General features: G+C 44.2%; 16 protein-coding genes. 1 reads left to right on the plus strand and 15 read right to left on the minus strand.

Annotated features, from left to right (window positions below):
* The first annotated feature begins 112 nt into the window (after window positions 1-112).
* Entirely contained in the window at window positions 113-991 is an 879-nt protein-coding gene (locus A9237_RS18435) for an NAD(P)-dependent oxidoreductase (RefSeq protein ID WP_078608998.1), read from the plus strand.
* 195 nt (window positions 992-1,186) lie between these two features.
* Here the strand turns inward: A9237_RS18435 and katE2 are convergent, their stop codons facing one another.
* From katE2 to A9237_RS18510, 15 genes are all read right to left on the minus strand, one after another.
* Window positions 1,187-2,623 (minus strand): catalase KatE2, encoded by a 1,437-nt coding sequence (gene katE2 / locus A9237_RS18440; protein ID WP_009704876.1) that lies wholly within the window; start codon window positions 2,621-2,623, stop codon window positions 1,187-1,189.
* A gap of 294 nt (window positions 2,624-2,917) precedes the next feature.
* The gene (locus A9237_RS18445; protein WP_020194040.1) at window positions 2,918-3,535 is read right to left on the minus strand and encodes a glutathione S-transferase family protein; all 618 of its coding nucleotides are present in this window, start codon (window positions 3,533-3,535) and stop codon (window positions 2,918-2,920) included.
* A gap of 14 nt (window positions 3,536-3,549) precedes the next feature.
* Window positions 3,550-4,581 (minus strand): NADP-dependent oxidoreductase, encoded by a 1,032-nt coding sequence (locus A9237_RS18450; RefSeq protein WP_078609000.1) that lies wholly within the window; start codon window positions 4,579-4,581, stop codon window positions 3,550-3,552.
* A 102-nt stretch (window positions 4,582-4,683) separates the two neighbouring features.
* Complete coding sequence (locus A9237_RS18455) at window positions 4,684-5,271, minus strand: TetR/AcrR family transcriptional regulator (protein WP_045417243.1); 588 nt, start codon at window positions 5,269-5,271, stop codon at window positions 4,684-4,686.
* A gap of 50 nt (window positions 5,272-5,321) precedes the next feature.
* The gene (yqfB, locus tag A9237_RS18460; RefSeq protein ID WP_005432046.1) at window positions 5,322-5,642 is read right to left on the minus strand and encodes a N(4)-acetylcytidine aminohydrolase; all 321 of its coding nucleotides are present in this window, start codon (window positions 5,640-5,642) and stop codon (window positions 5,322-5,324) included.
* A 98-nt stretch (window positions 5,643-5,740) separates the two neighbouring features.
* Window positions 5,741-7,141: a serine hydrolase domain-containing protein gene (locus tag A9237_RS18465; protein ID WP_078609002.1), complete on the minus strand. Its 1,401-nt coding sequence runs from the start codon at window positions 7,139-7,141 to the stop codon at window positions 5,741-5,743.
* A gap of 98 nt (window positions 7,142-7,239) precedes the next feature.
* Entirely contained in the window at window positions 7,240-7,629 is a 390-nt protein-coding gene (locus tag A9237_RS18470; protein WP_078609004.1) for a VanZ family protein, read from the minus strand.
* A gap of 2 nt (window positions 7,630-7,631) precedes the next feature.
* Window positions 7,632-8,939 carry an oligosaccharide flippase family protein gene (locus A9237_RS18475; protein ID WP_078609006.1) on the minus strand — a complete coding sequence of 436 codons (1,308 nt, stop codon included), beginning with the start codon at window positions 8,937-8,939 and terminating at the stop codon, window positions 7,632-7,634.
* A gap of 8 nt (window positions 8,940-8,947) precedes the next feature.
* A complete protein-coding gene (locus A9237_RS18480; RefSeq protein ID WP_078609008.1) occupies window positions 8,948-9,979 on the minus strand; it encodes a glycosyltransferase in 1,032 nt (343 codons plus the stop codon).
* Window positions 9,976-10,809 carry a putative capsular polysaccharide synthesis family protein gene (locus tag A9237_RS18485; protein ID WP_005441181.1) on the minus strand — a complete coding sequence of 278 codons (834 nt, stop codon included), beginning with the start codon at window positions 10,807-10,809 and terminating at the stop codon, window positions 9,976-9,978. Before A9237_RS18485 ends, A9237_RS18480 begins: the two co-directional genes overlap by 4 nt.
* 43 nt (window positions 10,810-10,852) lie before the next feature.
* Window positions 10,853-12,115 carry an O-antigen ligase family protein gene (locus A9237_RS18490; RefSeq protein WP_078609009.1) on the minus strand — a complete coding sequence of 421 codons (1,263 nt, stop codon included), beginning with the start codon at window positions 12,113-12,115 and terminating at the stop codon, window positions 10,853-10,855.
* The gene (locus A9237_RS18495; protein WP_078609010.1) at window positions 12,081-13,133 is read right to left on the minus strand and encodes a glycosyltransferase; all 1,053 of its coding nucleotides are present in this window, start codon (window positions 13,131-13,133) and stop codon (window positions 12,081-12,083) included. The genes A9237_RS18490 and A9237_RS18495 overlap by 35 nt, the downstream gene beginning before the upstream one ends.
* Entirely contained in the window at window positions 13,130-13,945 is an 816-nt protein-coding gene (locus A9237_RS18500) for a putative capsular polysaccharide synthesis family protein (protein WP_078609011.1), read from the minus strand. Before A9237_RS18500 ends, A9237_RS18495 begins: the two co-directional genes overlap by 4 nt.
* Window positions 13,923-16,118 carry a GumC family protein gene (locus A9237_RS18505; RefSeq protein WP_078609013.1) on the minus strand — a complete coding sequence of 732 codons (2,196 nt, stop codon included), beginning with the start codon at window positions 16,116-16,118 and terminating at the stop codon, window positions 13,923-13,925. The genes A9237_RS18500 and A9237_RS18505 overlap by 23 nt, the downstream gene beginning before the upstream one ends.
* Entirely contained in the window at window positions 16,118-16,651 is a 534-nt protein-coding gene (locus A9237_RS18510; protein WP_038893491.1) for a polysaccharide biosynthesis/export family protein, read from the minus strand. The genes A9237_RS18505 and A9237_RS18510 overlap by 1 nt, the downstream gene beginning before the upstream one ends.
* Between the last annotated feature and the right edge of the window lie 4 nt (window positions 16,652-16,655).

A 16,655-nucleotide genomic window follows, 5' to 3' on the forward strand; every position in this document is an offset into this window, starting at 1 on the left:
AAATTATTGCAAGTAATGTTCTGAAATCTTTAGTAACATGTTTCAAATATTAACTGTTTCAAATAGTAATAGTTTCAAAACGTCACTTATTTCGAATTCAAGGAGGCTTGCAATGGAAAAACTAAGAGTAGCATTTATTGGTCTGGGTGTGATGGGATACCCAATGGCTGGTTACCTAAGTAAAGCGGGCTTTGAAACCAAAGTATACAACCGCACAAAAGCGAAAGCCGACAAATGGGCTGAAGAATACCAAGGCTTGGCTTGTGAAACACCACGTGAAGCGGCAGAAGGCTGTGACATTGTTTTTACCTGTGTGGGTAATGATGATGACGTTCGTAGCGTTGTTTACGGTGAAGAAGGCATTCTGGTTGGCTTGAAAGCGGATGCAGTGTTAGTGGACCACACAACGACTTCTGCAGACCTAGCGGTTGAGCTGGCTGAAGCGTGTGTTAAGTACGGTAATCACTTCATTGACGCGCCAGTTTCTGGTGGTCAAGCGGGCGCAGAAAACGGTGTTCTAACCATCATGTGTGGTGGTGAACAAAGCATTTTTGATCGTGTCTCTCCAGCGATGGATGTGTACGCGAAGCAGATGACACTACTGGGTGAAAACGGTCAGGGTCAACGCTGTAAGATGGTAAATCAAATCTGTATTGGTGGCGTTTTACAAGGTCTGAGTGAAGCTTTGCTGCTGGCACAAAAGTCAGGCTTGGACATCGCTCAAGTTGTAGAAACGCTGAAGCATGGCGCTGCAGGTTCGTGGCAGATGGAAAACCGCGCAAATACCATGGCGGAAGATAAGTTCGATTTTGGCTTCGCTATTGATTGGATGCGCAAAGACTTGGGTTTCTGTCTGCAAGAAGCAGAGCGAGTGGGTCTAGAACTTCCACTGACTAGGAAAGTGGATGAGCAATACGCAGACCTTCAACGAGATGGTTTAGGTCGCATGGATACATCAGTACTGATCAAAGCGGTAGCTAAAAATCAGTAGTTGATGAATCAGTAATAGATAAACAGTTCTTTGGTATCAAAGAGCTTAAAGAAATCTAAGTTAATCATAATGAATCTCCTTGAGCATGGTTTGTGACTAGTGATTAAGGATTAGTGATTTGAAATCAGGAGGTGCTGTTGGGCACCTCCTTTTTTATGTCTTTTAATCACACAGTGTGATGATTACCGCGTTCGCTTACTTGTTTAAGCCTAGTGCAATCTCAAGACCTTTGCCGTACGCTTCGTCCGCTTGGTATGCGTGTTGAACGTGGCGTTGTTGGATGAACTCTGGCACACCGTCCATTGCGCGAGCTGTGTTGTCGAACAGAGTTTGACGTTGCTCTTCGCTCATCAGACGGAATAGGTCACCCGCTTGGCTGAAGTAGTCTTCGTCTACACGATGGTCGTAGTGATCAGCGTTGCCGTTGATGCGTAGAGGTGGCTCAGAGTAATCTGGCTGCTCTGCCCATTCTTGTTTGTAGTTTGGCTCGTAACCTAGTGTTGAACCAAAGTTGCCATCAACGCGCATTGCGCCATCGCGGTGGTAGCTGTGAACAGGGCAACGAGGTGCGTTCACAGGGATTTGATGGTGGTTTACACCTAGACGGTAACGCTGAGCATCGCCGTAAGCGAACAGACGACCTTGTAGCATCTTATCTGGAGAGAAGCCGATGCCAGGTACGACTGCTGCTGGGTTGAACGCTGATTGCTCAACTTCTGCGTAGAAGTTTTCTGGGTTACGGTTCAGTTCGAACTCACCAACTGGGATCAGTGGGTAGTCTTTTTGAGACCATACACGTGTTAGGTCGAATGGGTTGAAGTTGACTTCATCCGCTTCTAGCTCAGGCATGATCTGTACGTACATCTTCCATTTAGGGAAGTCTTGACGCTCAATCGCTTCGTAAAGGTCACGGTGATGGCTTTCGCGGTCTTTACCTACGATTGCTTCTGCTTCTTGGTCAGTTAGGTTTTTGATGCCTTGCTGAGTTTTGAAGTGGAATTTCACCCAGTATCGCTCGTTTTCTGCGTTGATGAAGCTGAATGTGTGGCTACCAAAACCATGCATATGACGGTAAGAAGCTGGGATACCACGGTCACTCATTACGATAGTCACTTGGTGGAATGCTTCTGGTAGTGATGTCCAGAAATCCCAGTTGTTGGTAGAGCTACGCATGTTAGTGCGAGGGTCGCGTTTTACTGCGTGGTTTAGGTCTGGGAATTTTAGTGGGTCACGTAGGAAGAATACTGGTGTGTTGTTACCAACCAAGTCCCAGTTACCCTCTTCAGTGTAGAATTTTAGTGCGAAACCACGGATGTCGCGTTCTGCGTCTGCTGCACCGCGCTCACCAGCTACAGTAGTGAAGCGAGCGAATAGTTCTGTTTTTTTGCCGATGTCAGAGAAGATCTTAGCGCGAGTGTATTTTGTGATGTCGTGCGTTACTGTGAACGTACCGTAAGCACCAGAACCTTTTGCGTGCATACGACGCTCAGGGATCACTTCGCGGTCAAAGTGTGCCAATTTTTCAAGGAACCAAACGTCTTGTAATAGTTGAGGGCCACGAGGACCTGCAGTCATAACGTTTTGGTTATGTGCGACAGGGCAACCTGCTGCTGTAGTCAATTTCTTGCTCATTTGAATTTCCTTGCAATAGTGATAATAAATCTTGTCTTTTGGATGAATCCGAAAGTTATGCGAGGAGAATAACGCTGCAATTGAGAAGAAAAAAACTGTTATTAACAATCAGTGTGATAGGTATCACCTATGCTTTAAGTGGTTGTTAATTAATGGCTTTATGTCAATTAACATTATTTGTCGTGTGGATTATAAATGGTATTCAGGCATGTTTAGTGTGAATGGTTTCTGCCTATTTCAAAGATTCCCGAAATAGACAGAAATTTTCAACGGTTTGAGAAGGTCTCAACTCGATTAACCGAATTTCACTTCAAGTTCTTCTGCTTTAGTAAACGCAGGATGAGTCGCGAGCTGCGCACCATAACGTTGGATGTTTGGGAAGCGCTCAATGACGCCAAACTTGTTTAGGACATCGACGACAAAAGACATCATGAAATCCGCGCCTGTTAGTCGCTCTTCTACAAAGTAGGTTTTCCCTTCTAAGCTTTGATCAACGTAGCCCATGACTTTCATGGTTTCCGCATCGGCATAATCCGCAAGGAAATTGGTCTGTGCGCCATCTTTAGCAACAAACATCTTGAGCAGCAGGGGAACCATGGCTGAGCTCTCTGCAAAATGCAGCCATTGAATGTACTGCGTGTAAGCTTTGCTGCCACGCTCTGGTGCAAAACGTCCATCTGCATACTTTTCAATTAAGTATTCAGTGATAGCACCAGACTCTGTAACGATCTCGTCGCCATCTTCCAATACAGGTGACTTGCCGAGTGGGTGAATGCTCTTGAGCTCAGGTGGTGCAAGGAAGGTGACGCTGTCACGAAGGTAAGGCACGATCTCATAATCCACCCCCAATTCTTCTAACAACCAAATGATACGTTTTGAGCGAGATTGGTTTAAATGATGCAGTTTAATCATAGAAGAATCCTTTCTTATACAGGTTGATTGGTTTGAATAACAAGCTTGCCGAAGTTTTTGCCTTCCAGTAGACCGATGAATGCCTCTGGCGCGTTTTCTAAACCTTCTACTAGATGTTCGCGATAGTGGATTTTGCCTTCTGCTAGCCATTGGTTTACATCTTTGACGAAGTTTGTGTAGCTTTGCTCATAGTGGTCAAAAATGATGAAGCCTTGCATCTTGATGCGTTTAACCAGAATGTTACCCATCAGCATCGACATACGATCTGGACCTTCTGGTAATGCTGTCGCGTTGTATTGAGAAATCAAACCACAAAGTGGCACGCGAGCGCCGACATTTAGCAGAGGTAATACCGCATCAAAGACTTTACCGCCTACGTTTTCAAAGTAGACATCGATACCTTTATCGCATGTTGCAGCTAGCTGCTCTGCAAAGTCATCTGCGGTGTGATCAAGACATTCATCAAAGCCTAGGGTCTCTTTTGCGTACTGACACTTCTCTGCGCCGCCTGCGACACCGATTACACGACAACCTTTTAGCTTACCGATTTGACCAACCATAGAACCAACCGCACCAGTTGCAGCTGCAACAACTAAGGTATCACCAGCTTTAGGCTGACCAATTTCCAATAAACCCACATAAGCGGTAAAGCCAGGCATACCAAGCACACCGAGGGCATAAGACGGATGTGTCGGCTCGCTGCCTAATTTAAACAGACCTTCGCCTTTAGATAGCGCGTAATCTTGCCAGCCTGTGTAAGCTACCACCCATTCGCCAGTTTGGAAGTCAGAGTTCTTCGATTCCACCACCTGACAAACGGTTCCGCCAACCATCACATCGTTTAGCTCTACCGGATCAGCGTAGGATTTGCCTTCATTCATACGGCCGCGCATATATGGGTCAAGAGAGAGATACACGCTACGTAAAAGCACTTCACCCTCACTCGGCGTAGGGATGGCAGTTTGTTCTAAACGGAAGTTCTCTGGGACAGGCGAGCCTTTTGGACGGTTAGCCAATACGATTTGACGGTTGAGCGTTTGGGTCATGGTAAGTTCCTATATTAATTATTAGACCAGTCGTCTAGTTTTGATTCCTAAAAAATCCGCCGTACTTTTTGGGTAAAGATAAGGCGGATTAAGTGTGGTTCGTTATTTGCCTTTTAGCATACTTTGAGTGCTCTCAAAGCTACGCATTAAACCGGAACGATCCTGATACAGTTTGTTGAGTAAGCTTGCGCCAATCCATTGATGGTAAATCAAGTGGGCGGTTTGTTCTGCTGACTCAACTTGGATTGAGCCGTCTTCAATGCCCGCTTGGACACAATCTTCGATGGCTTTCACCACTTGAGTGGCACCCGAAGCCAGTTTTACGCGCATTGCTTCTGAAAGATCAGAGACTTCAGCACTCAACTTCACGACCAAGCATTTGTTGGCGTTACATTGGCCATTTTCAATCGCCATCCAGCGTTCGAAATAGCTCAAAAGGCGGTCGCAACCAGAGCCTTCACTTTCAGTAAAGTGGGCTGTGATCATCTTAAGGTAGCGAGAGAAGTAATCTTCAATCAATGCCTCACCAAATTGCTCTTTCGACTTAAAGTAATGGTAGAAAGAGCCTTTCGGCACATCCGCTGCCTTTAAAAGTTCTGAGAGCCCAACGCTCGTAAAACCTTTGGTCACTACCAATTGGTAGCCGACATCGAGAATGTGTTGGCGTGTATCGTTCGTTTTTGCGTTCATGAGCAATACTATAAAAGCGATTAGACCAGTCGTCTAGTAAATTATGGTTCTTACTTGATCAGTTCGTATTCAATCACATACAGTTCATCGATATTCGGGTAGATCTCGCGAATAAGCTCTTTCAGTTTTGGCAGTTCAATCGCTTCTTGTTCTGCGTGGAACTCGTTGATGTCATCAAACTTCAGTGGTGCAACTGATAGGATTTTGATGTCACACACCTTACGGTCTGTTTCTAGGGTGAACACTTCCACTTCAGTGTTTGGCACGTAGTGGCTTTCTGATTCATCACGAATCGTGATTGTCTTTTTACCCGCTGTGATAAGTGGAGTTAGGAACTCAAAGAAAGTGATTTTAGTTGGATGTGAAGACATAACCGATGCTCATATTAATGTAATAGGGCGAGAGTATATCTCGGCCTTTAAGAAAAATATCCAAAAAAGTGCTAACCGAGGAAACCTACGCTGAGTCGCTATTTCGAGGAGCGCAGTCGGTAGTAGGTCTCAGTATGATTGCCACTTTTCGCTTTAACGTTATTGGTCTTTCCCTGTTCATTTTTGACAGGGCTGAAGGTTAAAATGATGCCGAAAGCTTTGTTCTCGAACTCGTTTTCCGTCATTGGAATGAAAGTAAATGAGGGTTGACCTACCATCTGAGCTTTTAATGCTCCATCATCAATGAACACCTCTACTACCTTTTTGCCATCCAAGGCTTTATATGTTCCCGTGAAGGCCTTAAGTTGCCCTTCATTCATTGTCATGTTTGGGCGGTCATAATCTGGCAATTCAACCTTCTCATCAAAGTACAAACCGACAATATTTCTCACAATATCGTCATAGGTTTCATGAAGTCCGTTGATTGAGATGACTATCGCAACATCTTGTTTGGGGAAGTACAGCATTGACGAGCGATAACCTTCCAAGATGCCATCGTGTCCATAGCGCTCCAGCTGCGAGTATTCAGGGCTGTAAATACCAAAATACTCCTTCGTCATCATTTTCACTGTTTCTTTCGAAAGCAACTCACCTTGGAACAGTGCCCGAATAAACCGAGAAACATCGAGTGTTGTTGACGTAATGCTCGCCGCTGCACCTGTTACGGTTGGCGACCAGTGTGGTGTGATTGCCACCCATGCGTTGTTCCAATAATAGAACGACGCAATGTGAATATCGCACGCCTTGAGATCAAGACAATATTGAGTGTGCGTTAAGTTTAATGGTTGCGTGATTTGAGCGCGGAGTACCTCGTCAAAGCTATTTCCCGTCACTTTTTCAATGATATAGCCTAGAAAAAGGTAATTTGCGTTTGAGTATTCATATTGACTACCTGGCGGAAAGTTAGAGGGCAGCGCTGCCAATCTCGCAATCATTTGTGCTTGCGTTTGAGGTTTTGTGTAGTAACTCAGAAAGTTGGGTTCATCAATAAAGTTCACCAACCCAGAGCGGTGTTGGAGCAAATCTCTGATGCTGATGTTCTCAGCGTTGCTAATCTCAGGAAAGAAGTCGTTCAGTTTGGTGTTCAAACTTAGCTTATTTGCTTCAATTAGCTGCATCACCATGGTAGCCGTCATGGTTTTGGAGATAGATGCCACTTTGTATGAGCTTGAGCTGTCTGCAGGAACATAACCACGGCTGGCTAACAAACCAACTTTACGGTTTGAGTAACCAGTTTGTCTGTCCAACACCACGTTACCTTTATCCAAAATAGTGAAGCTGCCCATGGCTTTGTTATATGTAAAGAGATCGTCGATATAACTGTTAATGACGGAGAGTTTGTTTTCCTGTGCTTGTACTTGTGTTAGGCACGAGAGCGTAGCAACTAAGGCAATAGCGGATTTGGATGCAATTCGAGAAAGTGTTCTTTTTAAAATCAAGGCGCTGTACAGAATGGAGAAAGGATAGAGAGAGTATAACGCCTGTGGAGGACAGGCGTGTAGTTTGTCGATTTAGAGTGGTGTGTATGCTGGAAAAATCACTGACTAGTAAAGAGTTTTATAAGTTTGGCACAGAAATAGCCCAAAATGATACCTATCCAGTTGGTGCTTAAGTCATCAAAACTGAATGAGCGAGTTTCGATAAACAGCTGACTAAACTCTTCAAGAGAAACAATACACAGCAGAATAATCAGCAGGCGAATACCAAACATATCTGCTTTTGTTGCCTTCACCCATTTAGGGAAATTAAACACCGCAAGAAACCCAATCAATAGGCTAAAGGTAAAGTGTAACGTGCTAGAACCACCGACGTAGTTCTCCATGCTTTGATACATGTTATGGTCGATGTCTGAGCTCTTCCAAAGTGATAGAGACACGGTCAGTAGCAATACGCCAATAAAGCTCACTCTCGCAATCGTATTTGTCATGTTTACCCCACAGGAAAGAAGCCTAGATAACGTTTCACAAAATACAGCGCGGCTAGATTTTGAATCGCTAAGCCAATCGCAATGGCCCAAGCTGCGCCTAGCACGCCATAGAATTGAGATAGAGCAATCAGCAGCAAGATAGAAACAACACCAGACACGATAGTGATGTATTTCATCGTTTTTTCGTGCCCGCTCATGAGTAATAGGAAACCAACCGAGCCTGTTGCCACGTTGATTAATTGCCCTAAAGACAGTGCGATAAGGAGTGGAGCAGCAGCAACAAACTCTTTGCCAAATAACTGCATCACAAACTCGGGGAACAACACGCAAACAATTACTGGAATGGTTGAGGCTGCGATATTCGCACGGCACGCAAGTCGGCTCAGATTACGTAATCGATCCATCTTGCCCTCTTTGTAGAGTGAGGCAAACATAGGCGCGACAACGAAGTTGATGGTGATGAGGACAAAGCCAATGAGCAATGATGTTCTCTGTGCAGCGGCAAGTAAGCCAAGCTCAGCAGTTGAGATGAAGAAACCCGCAATGACTAAGCTTCCCCACTGGACTAAATTGGTGAAGATACTGCCAATCCAGACTTGTTTGGCTGAATAGGAGAGTTCACTGTTTGCACTCGTTTTTCCATGTTGATATTCGCCAGAACGAACCCATTGAAGCGTCGACTGTAACGCAACAATCGCTGCTGCAACTAAGAGTAACGTCATCAATGTATCTGTGGTGATCTGCAATGATGGCCTTGCAGCAACAATCAACAGCACCATAAGAAAGCTGACGCCCAATTGCAGTGCGATAAGAGATGAAATCATTCTCTTGCTTGCTTGTAGTACTCGACTGTTGGTTTGACCGATCACGAGGAGAGGAATAGCCGCAAGCGCGAAGATAAGTGAGAAATCAGATACGTTAGTGGTGTTGAGTTGGCTTGGGAAGGTGAAAAACGCCAAGTAGATAAGAGCACATGCGACAAAGCTAAACAAAAGGCTGCGCACTAAAGCAATTCGATAATTATTACTTTGGTCGCTCCTGTTTTGGCTTTTAAACGCAATGGCATTGAACTTAACCAGAGATATATTGAAGCCCAATTGAGCAATAATGGCGACTAAGGAAACAAGGTTAAACAGATAAAAAAACTGACCCGCAGTGTTGGCGTCAGAGTATCTTGATACTACTAGGGTGAGTAAGAATGCGAAGAAAGCGGCTAGGGCTTTTACTATCCCGGTCGCGGCACCGAGTGAGAAGAACTGCTTCTTTTCACTCGGTAAGTTTTGGAGCTTTTGACTAATGGATTGAAGCATAGAAAACCTTAGTTATAGATGCTGTTTAACGCCAAACGTTGCTTCTCTTCACTGAACGCTTCGTTGAGCCCAATCGTGTACGGATGAAAGTCAATTTCATGGTAGTGGTTGATGCAATGAGTCAACTGCTTCGCCATGTCATGAGGACTTTGCGCTAAGAACGGATAATTCAGGTCTTTCGTTGCGCCGATAGAACGAATAACCATAGGTAAATGCATTTTTGCTGCTTCAAGGATGGTGAGTGGCATTCCTTCCCAAGCGGCGGTATGCAAATACAAATCTGAGTTTTTCAGTAAGCTCACGACTTCATTACGTGGAATCATCCCTGTTACTGTTATCCCATGACTACGCAACTGATCTTCGAGTTCTGTATCACCTCCGCCAATCCAAGTGATATCGAACTCGCGTGTTAGGTCGGATTGTTTGATATGACTTAACGTGTCGAGCAGGAATTGCGGATCTTTTTGTGGGGCGACCCGGCCAAGTACTACAAGTTTTAAGCTGGATAGCGTTTCGCTTTTTGGTCGTTCGTTACTCTCGTAAGTCACGTAGTTATTGAGCAACTCTGCTCGTTTTGCACCAATGCTGACAGCCAAATCGCACTCACGCTGACTGCAACCTGCGACAACATCAATCTTGTTCATTTGGATTTTTTCTAACGTCTTATATACGTGGCGAGCAAAACCGGAGATATCTTCACGCTCAAATGCATAGCAATGTGGTGTGTAGATTAAACGTGCTCCACCGAGCTTTAAAAAGCGCCCTAAGAAGCCAGCTTTACTCGAATGCAAATGAACAATGTCTGGCTTTAATTCACTGATAAAGGCGTTCGCATCTTTCATAAATTGTAATAAGCCACCTTCGACCCATTTCGTATGTTGGAAGGCATGATTACTGGATTCGTTCGTCATATCATTTGAGCGTGCACGGGCGAGCAATGAGTGCTCGAAAGGTTCAGAACGTGACGAATGGACGTAGCTATAAAGTGCCGTTTGAACCCCGCCACCAAAGGCTTCGGTAATGTGTAATACTTTTTTCATGCTGACTTTGTCCCTGGTGTTTGCTTCCACTTATTTTTGAAAGCTTCACGCTCTTGTTCTGAGTAAACATGGCGATAAAGAGGGAGGTCATACATGTAAAAAAGCTTGGAAAAGTCGTAGTGTTCTTTGAAGTACTGGTGGATGTTGGAATACCACTTGTTCTTTGCTTCATTACTGTTTTTAAGAATGAAGTCATCAAGTTGAAGAAACTCACCAATCTCTTGATCGAGTGAGCTCAATTGCTCACATTTGATCAAGATAACGCTCGCTTGATCGTTGTTAAACGTATAGAAAGGTTGTGTGTTATCCAGTTCTTGGCGTAACACATCAATGTTGAAGTTGCGCTTAAGTTCGTTATCAAACCAGTTAGCGAAGTAATTCAGGTTGATGTAGTTATCGAAGCAATGCTCCAAGTGTTTGTAGGTCACATCCATATCGCGATGAATCGCGTCATTTTTCTTACCTTCAATGAACTGAAGATGTAAGTCTTGGAAAAATCTAGAGAAAACGGTCGCGATAGGATCACGAACGAGTGTAACGATTTTAATGTGTTCGCGTTTTTGCAAGATGCGTTTACGTTTGTTTAAGACTAAGCGATACATGGTGCGATTTTTAAAATCAAAGAACTTACTTACATCCTTTTTGTTGTGATACATGTGAAATTCTTCATGATCATCAAAGGTATGGATGTGGTAACTCGGTATTTTTCTTTCACCTAACGTGTGCTCAATAGACGAAGAACCGACTTTGCCCATTTGATAAACCAATACGAAATTGTCGGCTTGAAGTTCTCGGTTTTTTTCAAATTGTCGAGAGATTGAATATTTCATTTATCCTATCCTTGATAACTATAAGTTCGTTGTTCCGCGGCGTTTATTGATTGTTTGTTATTGGCGGAATCGGTAATTCAGATTGATGTTGATGATCAGTTTGTTTTTGCTGTTCTGTATGAAGACTATGATGCCGTTTTTTGCTCATCATGACGGGTAGTAAAAGTATTAAAATGATGGTGGTGTTGACGGCAACGAAAAACACCATAATCAGTGCATAGATGGAAAGTAATAGGCTTTTTCTATTGTCTTTCAATGTGTTGAAGCAAAACTTCATAAATAAGAAATAACCACCAAACAACAAAGCGATACCAAGCAAGCCGTACTCGATTGAAGTGTCGAGAATGAAGTTATGGGTGTAAATCGCGAGCTCATCGTAATTGAAGTAGTTGATCATATAGTTAGGTAGCATCTTTGCCCCAACGCCTAAAATAGGGTGCTGAAGTAAGATGTCTAAGCCATTTGCTAGCAGCAATTTACGGTGTAAATTGGAGACCCAACGAGCTTCACTTTGATTCGCGAACAGGATGTCTTCTTGGGTGATTTCAAGCTTGTCTGCGAACTGATCAAATCCAAAATAAAGCGTGGTAGAGACGGTTGCCAAGACAATTAAGGCGCTCGCGATTAACACTGTCCATGTATAAGTCTCACTAATGGTCTGGCGTATCAGCCTTTTAATAACCAATTGATCAACAAAGACTAATAAACAGAAACCGAGCAGTGCTTTTCTCTCTTGTGAGAGTAGAAGTAGAGCAAAAGCCAACAGCATTAAGAAAGGGAACGCTCTAATTCGGTCACGATATAAATAGAGTAGGGAACAGAGCACGCCGAAAGCATACTTACTTACGCCAAGTAGCTTAAAACCACTGTGGTAACCTTGCGCGAAGTGCCATGCAGCCACCAGAGAGCAAATCAGCACAAGACAATAAGTGAGGTATACCATTACCCGTTCATCATCAAATACTCCATAGGCGAACAGCACTCCTAACAGACTGAGGATCGCTATCCACTGTACCGTCTCGGTAATCAACGGTAGTAGGGGGACACGGTTGAGCAGGCCATTGATAAATACGTAGCTGGTAAACAACAGCAAGAAGCCGATACAAGGGTGAAACAGCTTATGCGCCTTACCTTCAATCACCACAAGCGCTGCTAACCCTAATGACAACAAACTCACAATATCAGACGGTGCTAATGCGACTCCACCGGCTCTAACTTTTACTGGAACAAAGAAAAGAGCCAGAGTTATCGCCGCCAGTAGAGCGATACGGTTACTTGCTGGCGCAAAGTTGTTGGTAAATGCCATAGTATCCATCTCGGAACTTGTCGATAGTGTAGAGCTTGGCGCGATTCACTGAATATTCGCTCGCTTGTTGGTAAAGCTCTGCGGTGTTACATAGCTGCGTGAGTTTCTCGGCTAGTTGGTCTGGTTGGCCGACTTTAAACAGGTAAGTATCGCTACCCATGACTTCATCTAGCCCAGGCACATCAGAAGAGAGAACAGGTAAACCGGCGGCCATGGCTTCAACCGCTGCTAAACCGAAGCCTTCCACATGTGAAGACTGAACGTATACGTCCATATCAGACAAGAAGGCGGGAATGTCCGAGACAACACCATGGAAGTGAATACGCTGAGTAATATTGAGCTCTTGGCTTAGAGATTCGAGTTCACTTCGCTTAACGCCATCTCCGGCTAAGTGGAGATGATAGTGTGAGGGGAGTTGGGCAGTGGCGCGAATCAGCGTTTCATGGTCTTTGTGTTCATGCAGACGACCCACCATTCCGATGTTGATCGTCGATTTGCCCATAAGTTGACTGCCTGATTTTACTGTAAGAGGAAAGCGAGCTAAATCGACACCGTTATGCACGACACGGTATTTATGTTCAAAATGCGGCATGAACTTGACCAGCTCTTCTTGTACTTTTTCACTGATGCTCACTGTAAGGTTATGGCCGCGATACAGCAGGAATTCCATAAACTTAAACAATGGATAGTCACGACGGCGATTATATGAGCAATGCTCGGTCTGAATTCGCTTTTTACCAACAGCGAGTAACGCGAGGTAGATTGATGGGTATAAATGCCCATGCACGAGATCTGGCCAGCGCAACAGCGTCCATTTCTCTTTGAGGGAGAGGGTTTGCCAGTTAAAGCATTCAATATTCTTGGAAGTGAGTTGCTCTAAATAATCGTTGTCATCACAGAGCACGAGAACTTTAATCTCATACTCAGATGTGTGCTCCATAACCAAATCAACGAGAAACTTTTGAGCGCCGCCGTTCTTAGATAGATCATTGATAATGTGAAGTATTTTAGTTTTCATGACTTGGCCGCTAGATACTTTTGTTTGAACTTTTCAATTTCAGGCGCGGTAAAGAAATGCCTAGTCAGCGTTGACGAAAGCATTTCTTCAACAAACTCGGATTTTGGCTGGTATGAGCTTTTAAACTCTTTAATCAATGGCGAATACCATTTGTTGTCGGCTTGGTTTTCGTGAACGACTGTGACGTCTTGTTGCAGGAAATCACTAATAGCCTGTTGTGATTGATCGAGCTTATCGATACGAATCACCATGAGTGAGAAGTTACGATTTTGATAGGTTTGATAACCAAGCTCTTGATTGAAAGGCTGAGCAAAAACATCGATGCCTGTCAGCGCTTTGATTTCATTATCAAACCACTGGAGCGGATATTGGTGGTTTACGTGCTCTTCAAACGCTTCATGAAGCAATTGAGGACGCTCGGAACGCACGGCACTGTCGTCTTTCAGGTACTTATCCGCCATCCAAAACGGCAGTGACTGAAAGAACATGGAGATGTTTCGGCCCACCGGTTCTCTAACTAGGGAGATAATACGTACTTGTTGCTTACGCTTAAGCATATTGACCATGATGGTTCGTTTCAAAATACGTTTCACATGGTTAGTGATGGGTTTATGCAGTTGAGCTCGAACGGGTGAAATCTGTTTGCTAGCTTCAATTGACATCAAATCGTGCAGGTGAAGCGAATTTGGGATCGACTTCTCCAGTGCGCTAGAGCCCACTTTGCCCATTTGATAAATGAGTACAGGTTCTGCTTGGCTTTTGAGAAGCTGATACCACTGCATACTTTGATTAGTAGGCGTATTTTTGGACATAAAGCGCTTCTCCTTCCTTAGATTTTGCTTGAGTGATCAGAACGCCAAGTGATGGTATTGAATGTTGAATTTGTTTGGATAACGCCACGTTAACCAGTGATGCTTTGGTGGATTCAGATCGAATGACCGTAATCAGTCCGTTGGCTTTTTGACCAAGGATTAATGCGTCGCTCACCGAGAGCAGTGGCGGGGTGTCGATGATGATGCGGTCGTATTTACTCTTGAGGTATTCAAGGAGCTTTTCGAACCGCTCGGAAGCTAATAACTCTTGCGGGTTGGGTGGAATAATGCCTGCTGGCAACACATCCAAGTTCGCTTCGTCACTACGAACAATACACTCACTTAAGGGCGTATCCATGGTGAGAATATTAGTCAGTCCCGGGTTTGATTCAGGAAGATTGAATCGCTTAGCCAATGATGGTCTGCGCAAGTCGCAATCAATAAGTAGAACCTTCTCCATCGTTGAGAAAGAGACGGCCATATTGATGCTGGTGGATGTTTTGCCTTCTTCCGGTATAGCCGAAGTAAAGGGCAATACTTTTTGTTTCGTGTTGGTCAATCTCAGCAATAGTGAGGTTCGAACCGAGCGACAAGCTTCACTAAAGAGCTTTTCATCCTGATCTAAGTATGCCGAATAGGTAACTCCGCCTTGTCTTAAGCTGCGTTTTTTCACCTTTGGGATAGTGCCAAGGCAAGTGACTCCAAGTTTGTCTTGTACATCCGATGAGGTGCGAATCACTTCTCGCAATGTTTCCAGGATAATCACAAGCGCGCACGCGATAGCGAAGCCAAAGAGGGTCGCAATCAGGACTAACTTCATGCGTTGAGGCGCAATAGGGAAGAGCGGCACGATTGCAGGATCGGTAAATCGCGCCGTAACGTTTTTGTAATCGCTGGTTGCGTTCGTCTCTTTTTCGCGGTTTAAGAATGCTTCGTACAAGTCTTTGTTTGATTCCACTTCGCGCTTGAGTTGCTCGTAACGTGCTTTTTGTGAGCCCAACATTTGGAAGTCAGACTTCTTACTGTCTAGTTCTGCTCGTAATAGATCTTCTTGTGACTTAGCAGCGAGTAAGTCTTGTTGTTTACTAAAGGAAATTTCGCGAATCAGTCGCTGCGTTCTTGCTTGAATCGAAGCTAACTGTGCTTTCGCTTGGATCATACGATCGTGTTTTGGACCGTATCGTTGAGAGAGTTCAGAGACGTTTTTGGCCGCTTGGGCTTCTGAAAGCTTTAAATCACGGATCTGTGCTTGGTTGGCAAATTCGTCGATCGACAATAGGCTATCTAAGTCTTGAGATGACTTACGTTTTAGCAATTCAATCAGAGTTTGGGCTTCGATACGTTTATTGACTGCGGCGTTCAATTTACGGTTGAGCTCTTCGAGTTCATTGGCGTAAATATCATCAATGCCATTAATATCGATGAGTCCTTCCTGCATCAAGAAGTCTTGTAAAGCTTGTTCAGAAGCTCTCAATCGTTCCTCGAGCTTCTGTGAGTTATTGGTTAACCAAGTCGCTGCATTTTGTGTCACAACGAGCTTTGCTTCGAAGTTAGCGTCGATATAAGCCTGACCAACGGCGTTTGCGATGGTTGTCGCTAATTGAGGGTCAGTCGAGCGGAAACGAATTCTCACCAACTGAGTATTGCGCACAGGCTCAATCTCAAGCTTTCTCTTGAAGGTTTGGAGTGCTTGATAATAAGGCTTAGTGTGTTGCGAGGTTTCCTTTGGGTTCGGTGCAACATGAAGTAAGTCCTGTACAAATGGGATGGCTTTTACTTCATCTATTTTCTGCTTTAAGCCGCTGGCACTGGTGAACTCGGGATGCTTGGTTAAGTTCAGCTGTGTGATCACTTTGTCTGCGATATGGTTTGATTTCAGGATCGCAATTTGAGTTTGGAAGTACTCTTTTTTGGTCGTATCTACACCATAGACTTCTTCTATCGAAAGGGCGCTTTTTTGCTCTTCTTGGATAAGAAGGATCGCCGTGGCTTGGTAGACCGACTTCTTAGAATAGATATACCAAGTACAGGTCAAAGAAAAAATGATGGTGAAAGCGAGGATGCTCAACCAGTTTTTTTTGAGTGTTCTAAAGTGATGCCCAAAACGAATCAACTCGACGTGATTCGAAGAAGGGTGAGTAGAATGAGTTCCGTTCATTGAATTGCCTGTCATTAGAAGAAGCTCTGATCGATAAATACAATGTCGCCAGGTTCTACAGAGCGCTGCATGCTGACGCTTTCCACGGTTTTCCCCGTGTTGTGTTGGGTTAGGTTAATGCTTTTGCGAGAGGCTCTATCGGTTAGGCCACCGGCAAGGGCGATAGCTTTCTCTATGGTTAAACCGGGTTGATATTCAAATCCGCCAGGTTTTCTCACTTCGCCATTGACGTAGAAAAGTCGAAAACTATTGATGGTTACCATTACCTTTGGGTTGATCAGGTAGTCGCCTTTTAATCCCGTTTCTATTTCGTATTTAAGCTGTTTAGGGGTTTTGTTGATGGCCTTGATGCGTCCAAGGTATGGGTAATCAAAATAGCCGTCTGAAGTGATCAGAATGTTCTTTATGGAAAGATCTTCCTCACCGTAAACCTGAACCGAAATTGTGTCACCAGTGTCGAGTAAGTAATCTTGCTCATTGGTACTGGCAAAAGAAGGTGTGCTAAGAAGCACAAGTACTAAGCCAAATAACGTTGCTAGTAAGTTCATTCAC

This window comes from Vibrio owensii (assembly GCF_002021755.1).
In the GTDB taxonomy this organism is placed as follows: Bacteria; Pseudomonadota; Gammaproteobacteria; order Enterobacterales; family Vibrionaceae; genus Vibrio; species Vibrio owensii.

What these genes read in the sequence shown, in the direction of transcription:
- A9237_RS18435 (WP_078608998.1), top strand. Translation starts at nt 113, where the DNA reads ATGGAAAAACTAAGAGTAGCATTTATTGGTCTGGGTGTGATGGGATAC.
- katE2 (WP_009704876.1), bottom strand. Translation starts at nt 2,623, where the DNA reads ATGAGCAAGAAATTGACTACAGCAGCAGGTTGCCCTGTCGCACATAAC.
- A9237_RS18445 (WP_020194040.1), bottom strand. Translation starts at nt 3,535, where the DNA reads ATGATTAAACTGCATCATTTAAACCAATCTCGCTCAAAACGTATCATT.
- A9237_RS18450 (WP_078609000.1), bottom strand. Translation starts at nt 4,581, where the DNA reads ATGACCCAAACGCTCAACCGTCAAATCGTATTGGCTAACCGTCCAAAA.
- A9237_RS18455 (WP_045417243.1), bottom strand. Translation starts at nt 5,271, where the DNA reads ATGAACGCAAAAACGAACGATACACGCCAACACATTCTCGATGTCGGC.
- yqfB (WP_005432046.1), bottom strand. Translation starts at nt 5,642, where the DNA reads ATGTCTTCACATCCAACTAAAATCACTTTCTTTGAGTTCCTAACTCCA.
- A9237_RS18470 (WP_078609004.1), bottom strand. Translation starts at nt 7,629, where the DNA reads ATGACAAATACGATTGCGAGAGTGAGCTTTATTGGCGTATTGCTACTG.
- A9237_RS18475 (WP_078609006.1), bottom strand. Translation starts at nt 8,939, where the DNA reads ATGCTTCAATCCATTAGTCAAAAGCTCCAAAACTTACCGAGTGAAAAG.
- A9237_RS18480 (WP_078609008.1), bottom strand. Translation starts at nt 9,979, where the DNA reads ATGAAAAAAGTATTACACATTACCGAAGCCTTTGGTGGCGGGGTTCAA.
- A9237_RS18485 (WP_005441181.1), bottom strand. Translation starts at nt 10,809, where the DNA reads ATGAAATATTCAATCTCTCGACAATTTGAAAAAAACCGAGAACTTCAA.
- A9237_RS18490 (WP_078609009.1), bottom strand. Translation starts at nt 12,115, where the DNA reads ATGGCATTTACCAACAACTTTGCGCCAGCAAGTAACCGTATCGCTCTA.
- A9237_RS18495 (WP_078609010.1), bottom strand. Translation starts at nt 13,133, where the DNA reads ATGAAAACTAAAATACTTCACATTATCAATGATCTATCTAAGAACGGC.
- A9237_RS18500 (WP_078609011.1), bottom strand. Translation starts at nt 13,945, where the DNA reads ATGTCCAAAAATACGCCTACTAATCAAAGTATGCAGTGGTATCAGCTT.
- A9237_RS18505 (WP_078609013.1), bottom strand. Translation starts at nt 16,118, where the DNA reads ATGACAGGCAATTCAATGAACGGAACTCATTCTACTCACCCTTCTTCG.
- A9237_RS18510 (WP_038893491.1), bottom strand. Translation starts at nt 16,651, where the DNA reads ATGAACTTACTAGCAACGTTATTTGGCTTAGTACTTGTGCTTCTTAGC.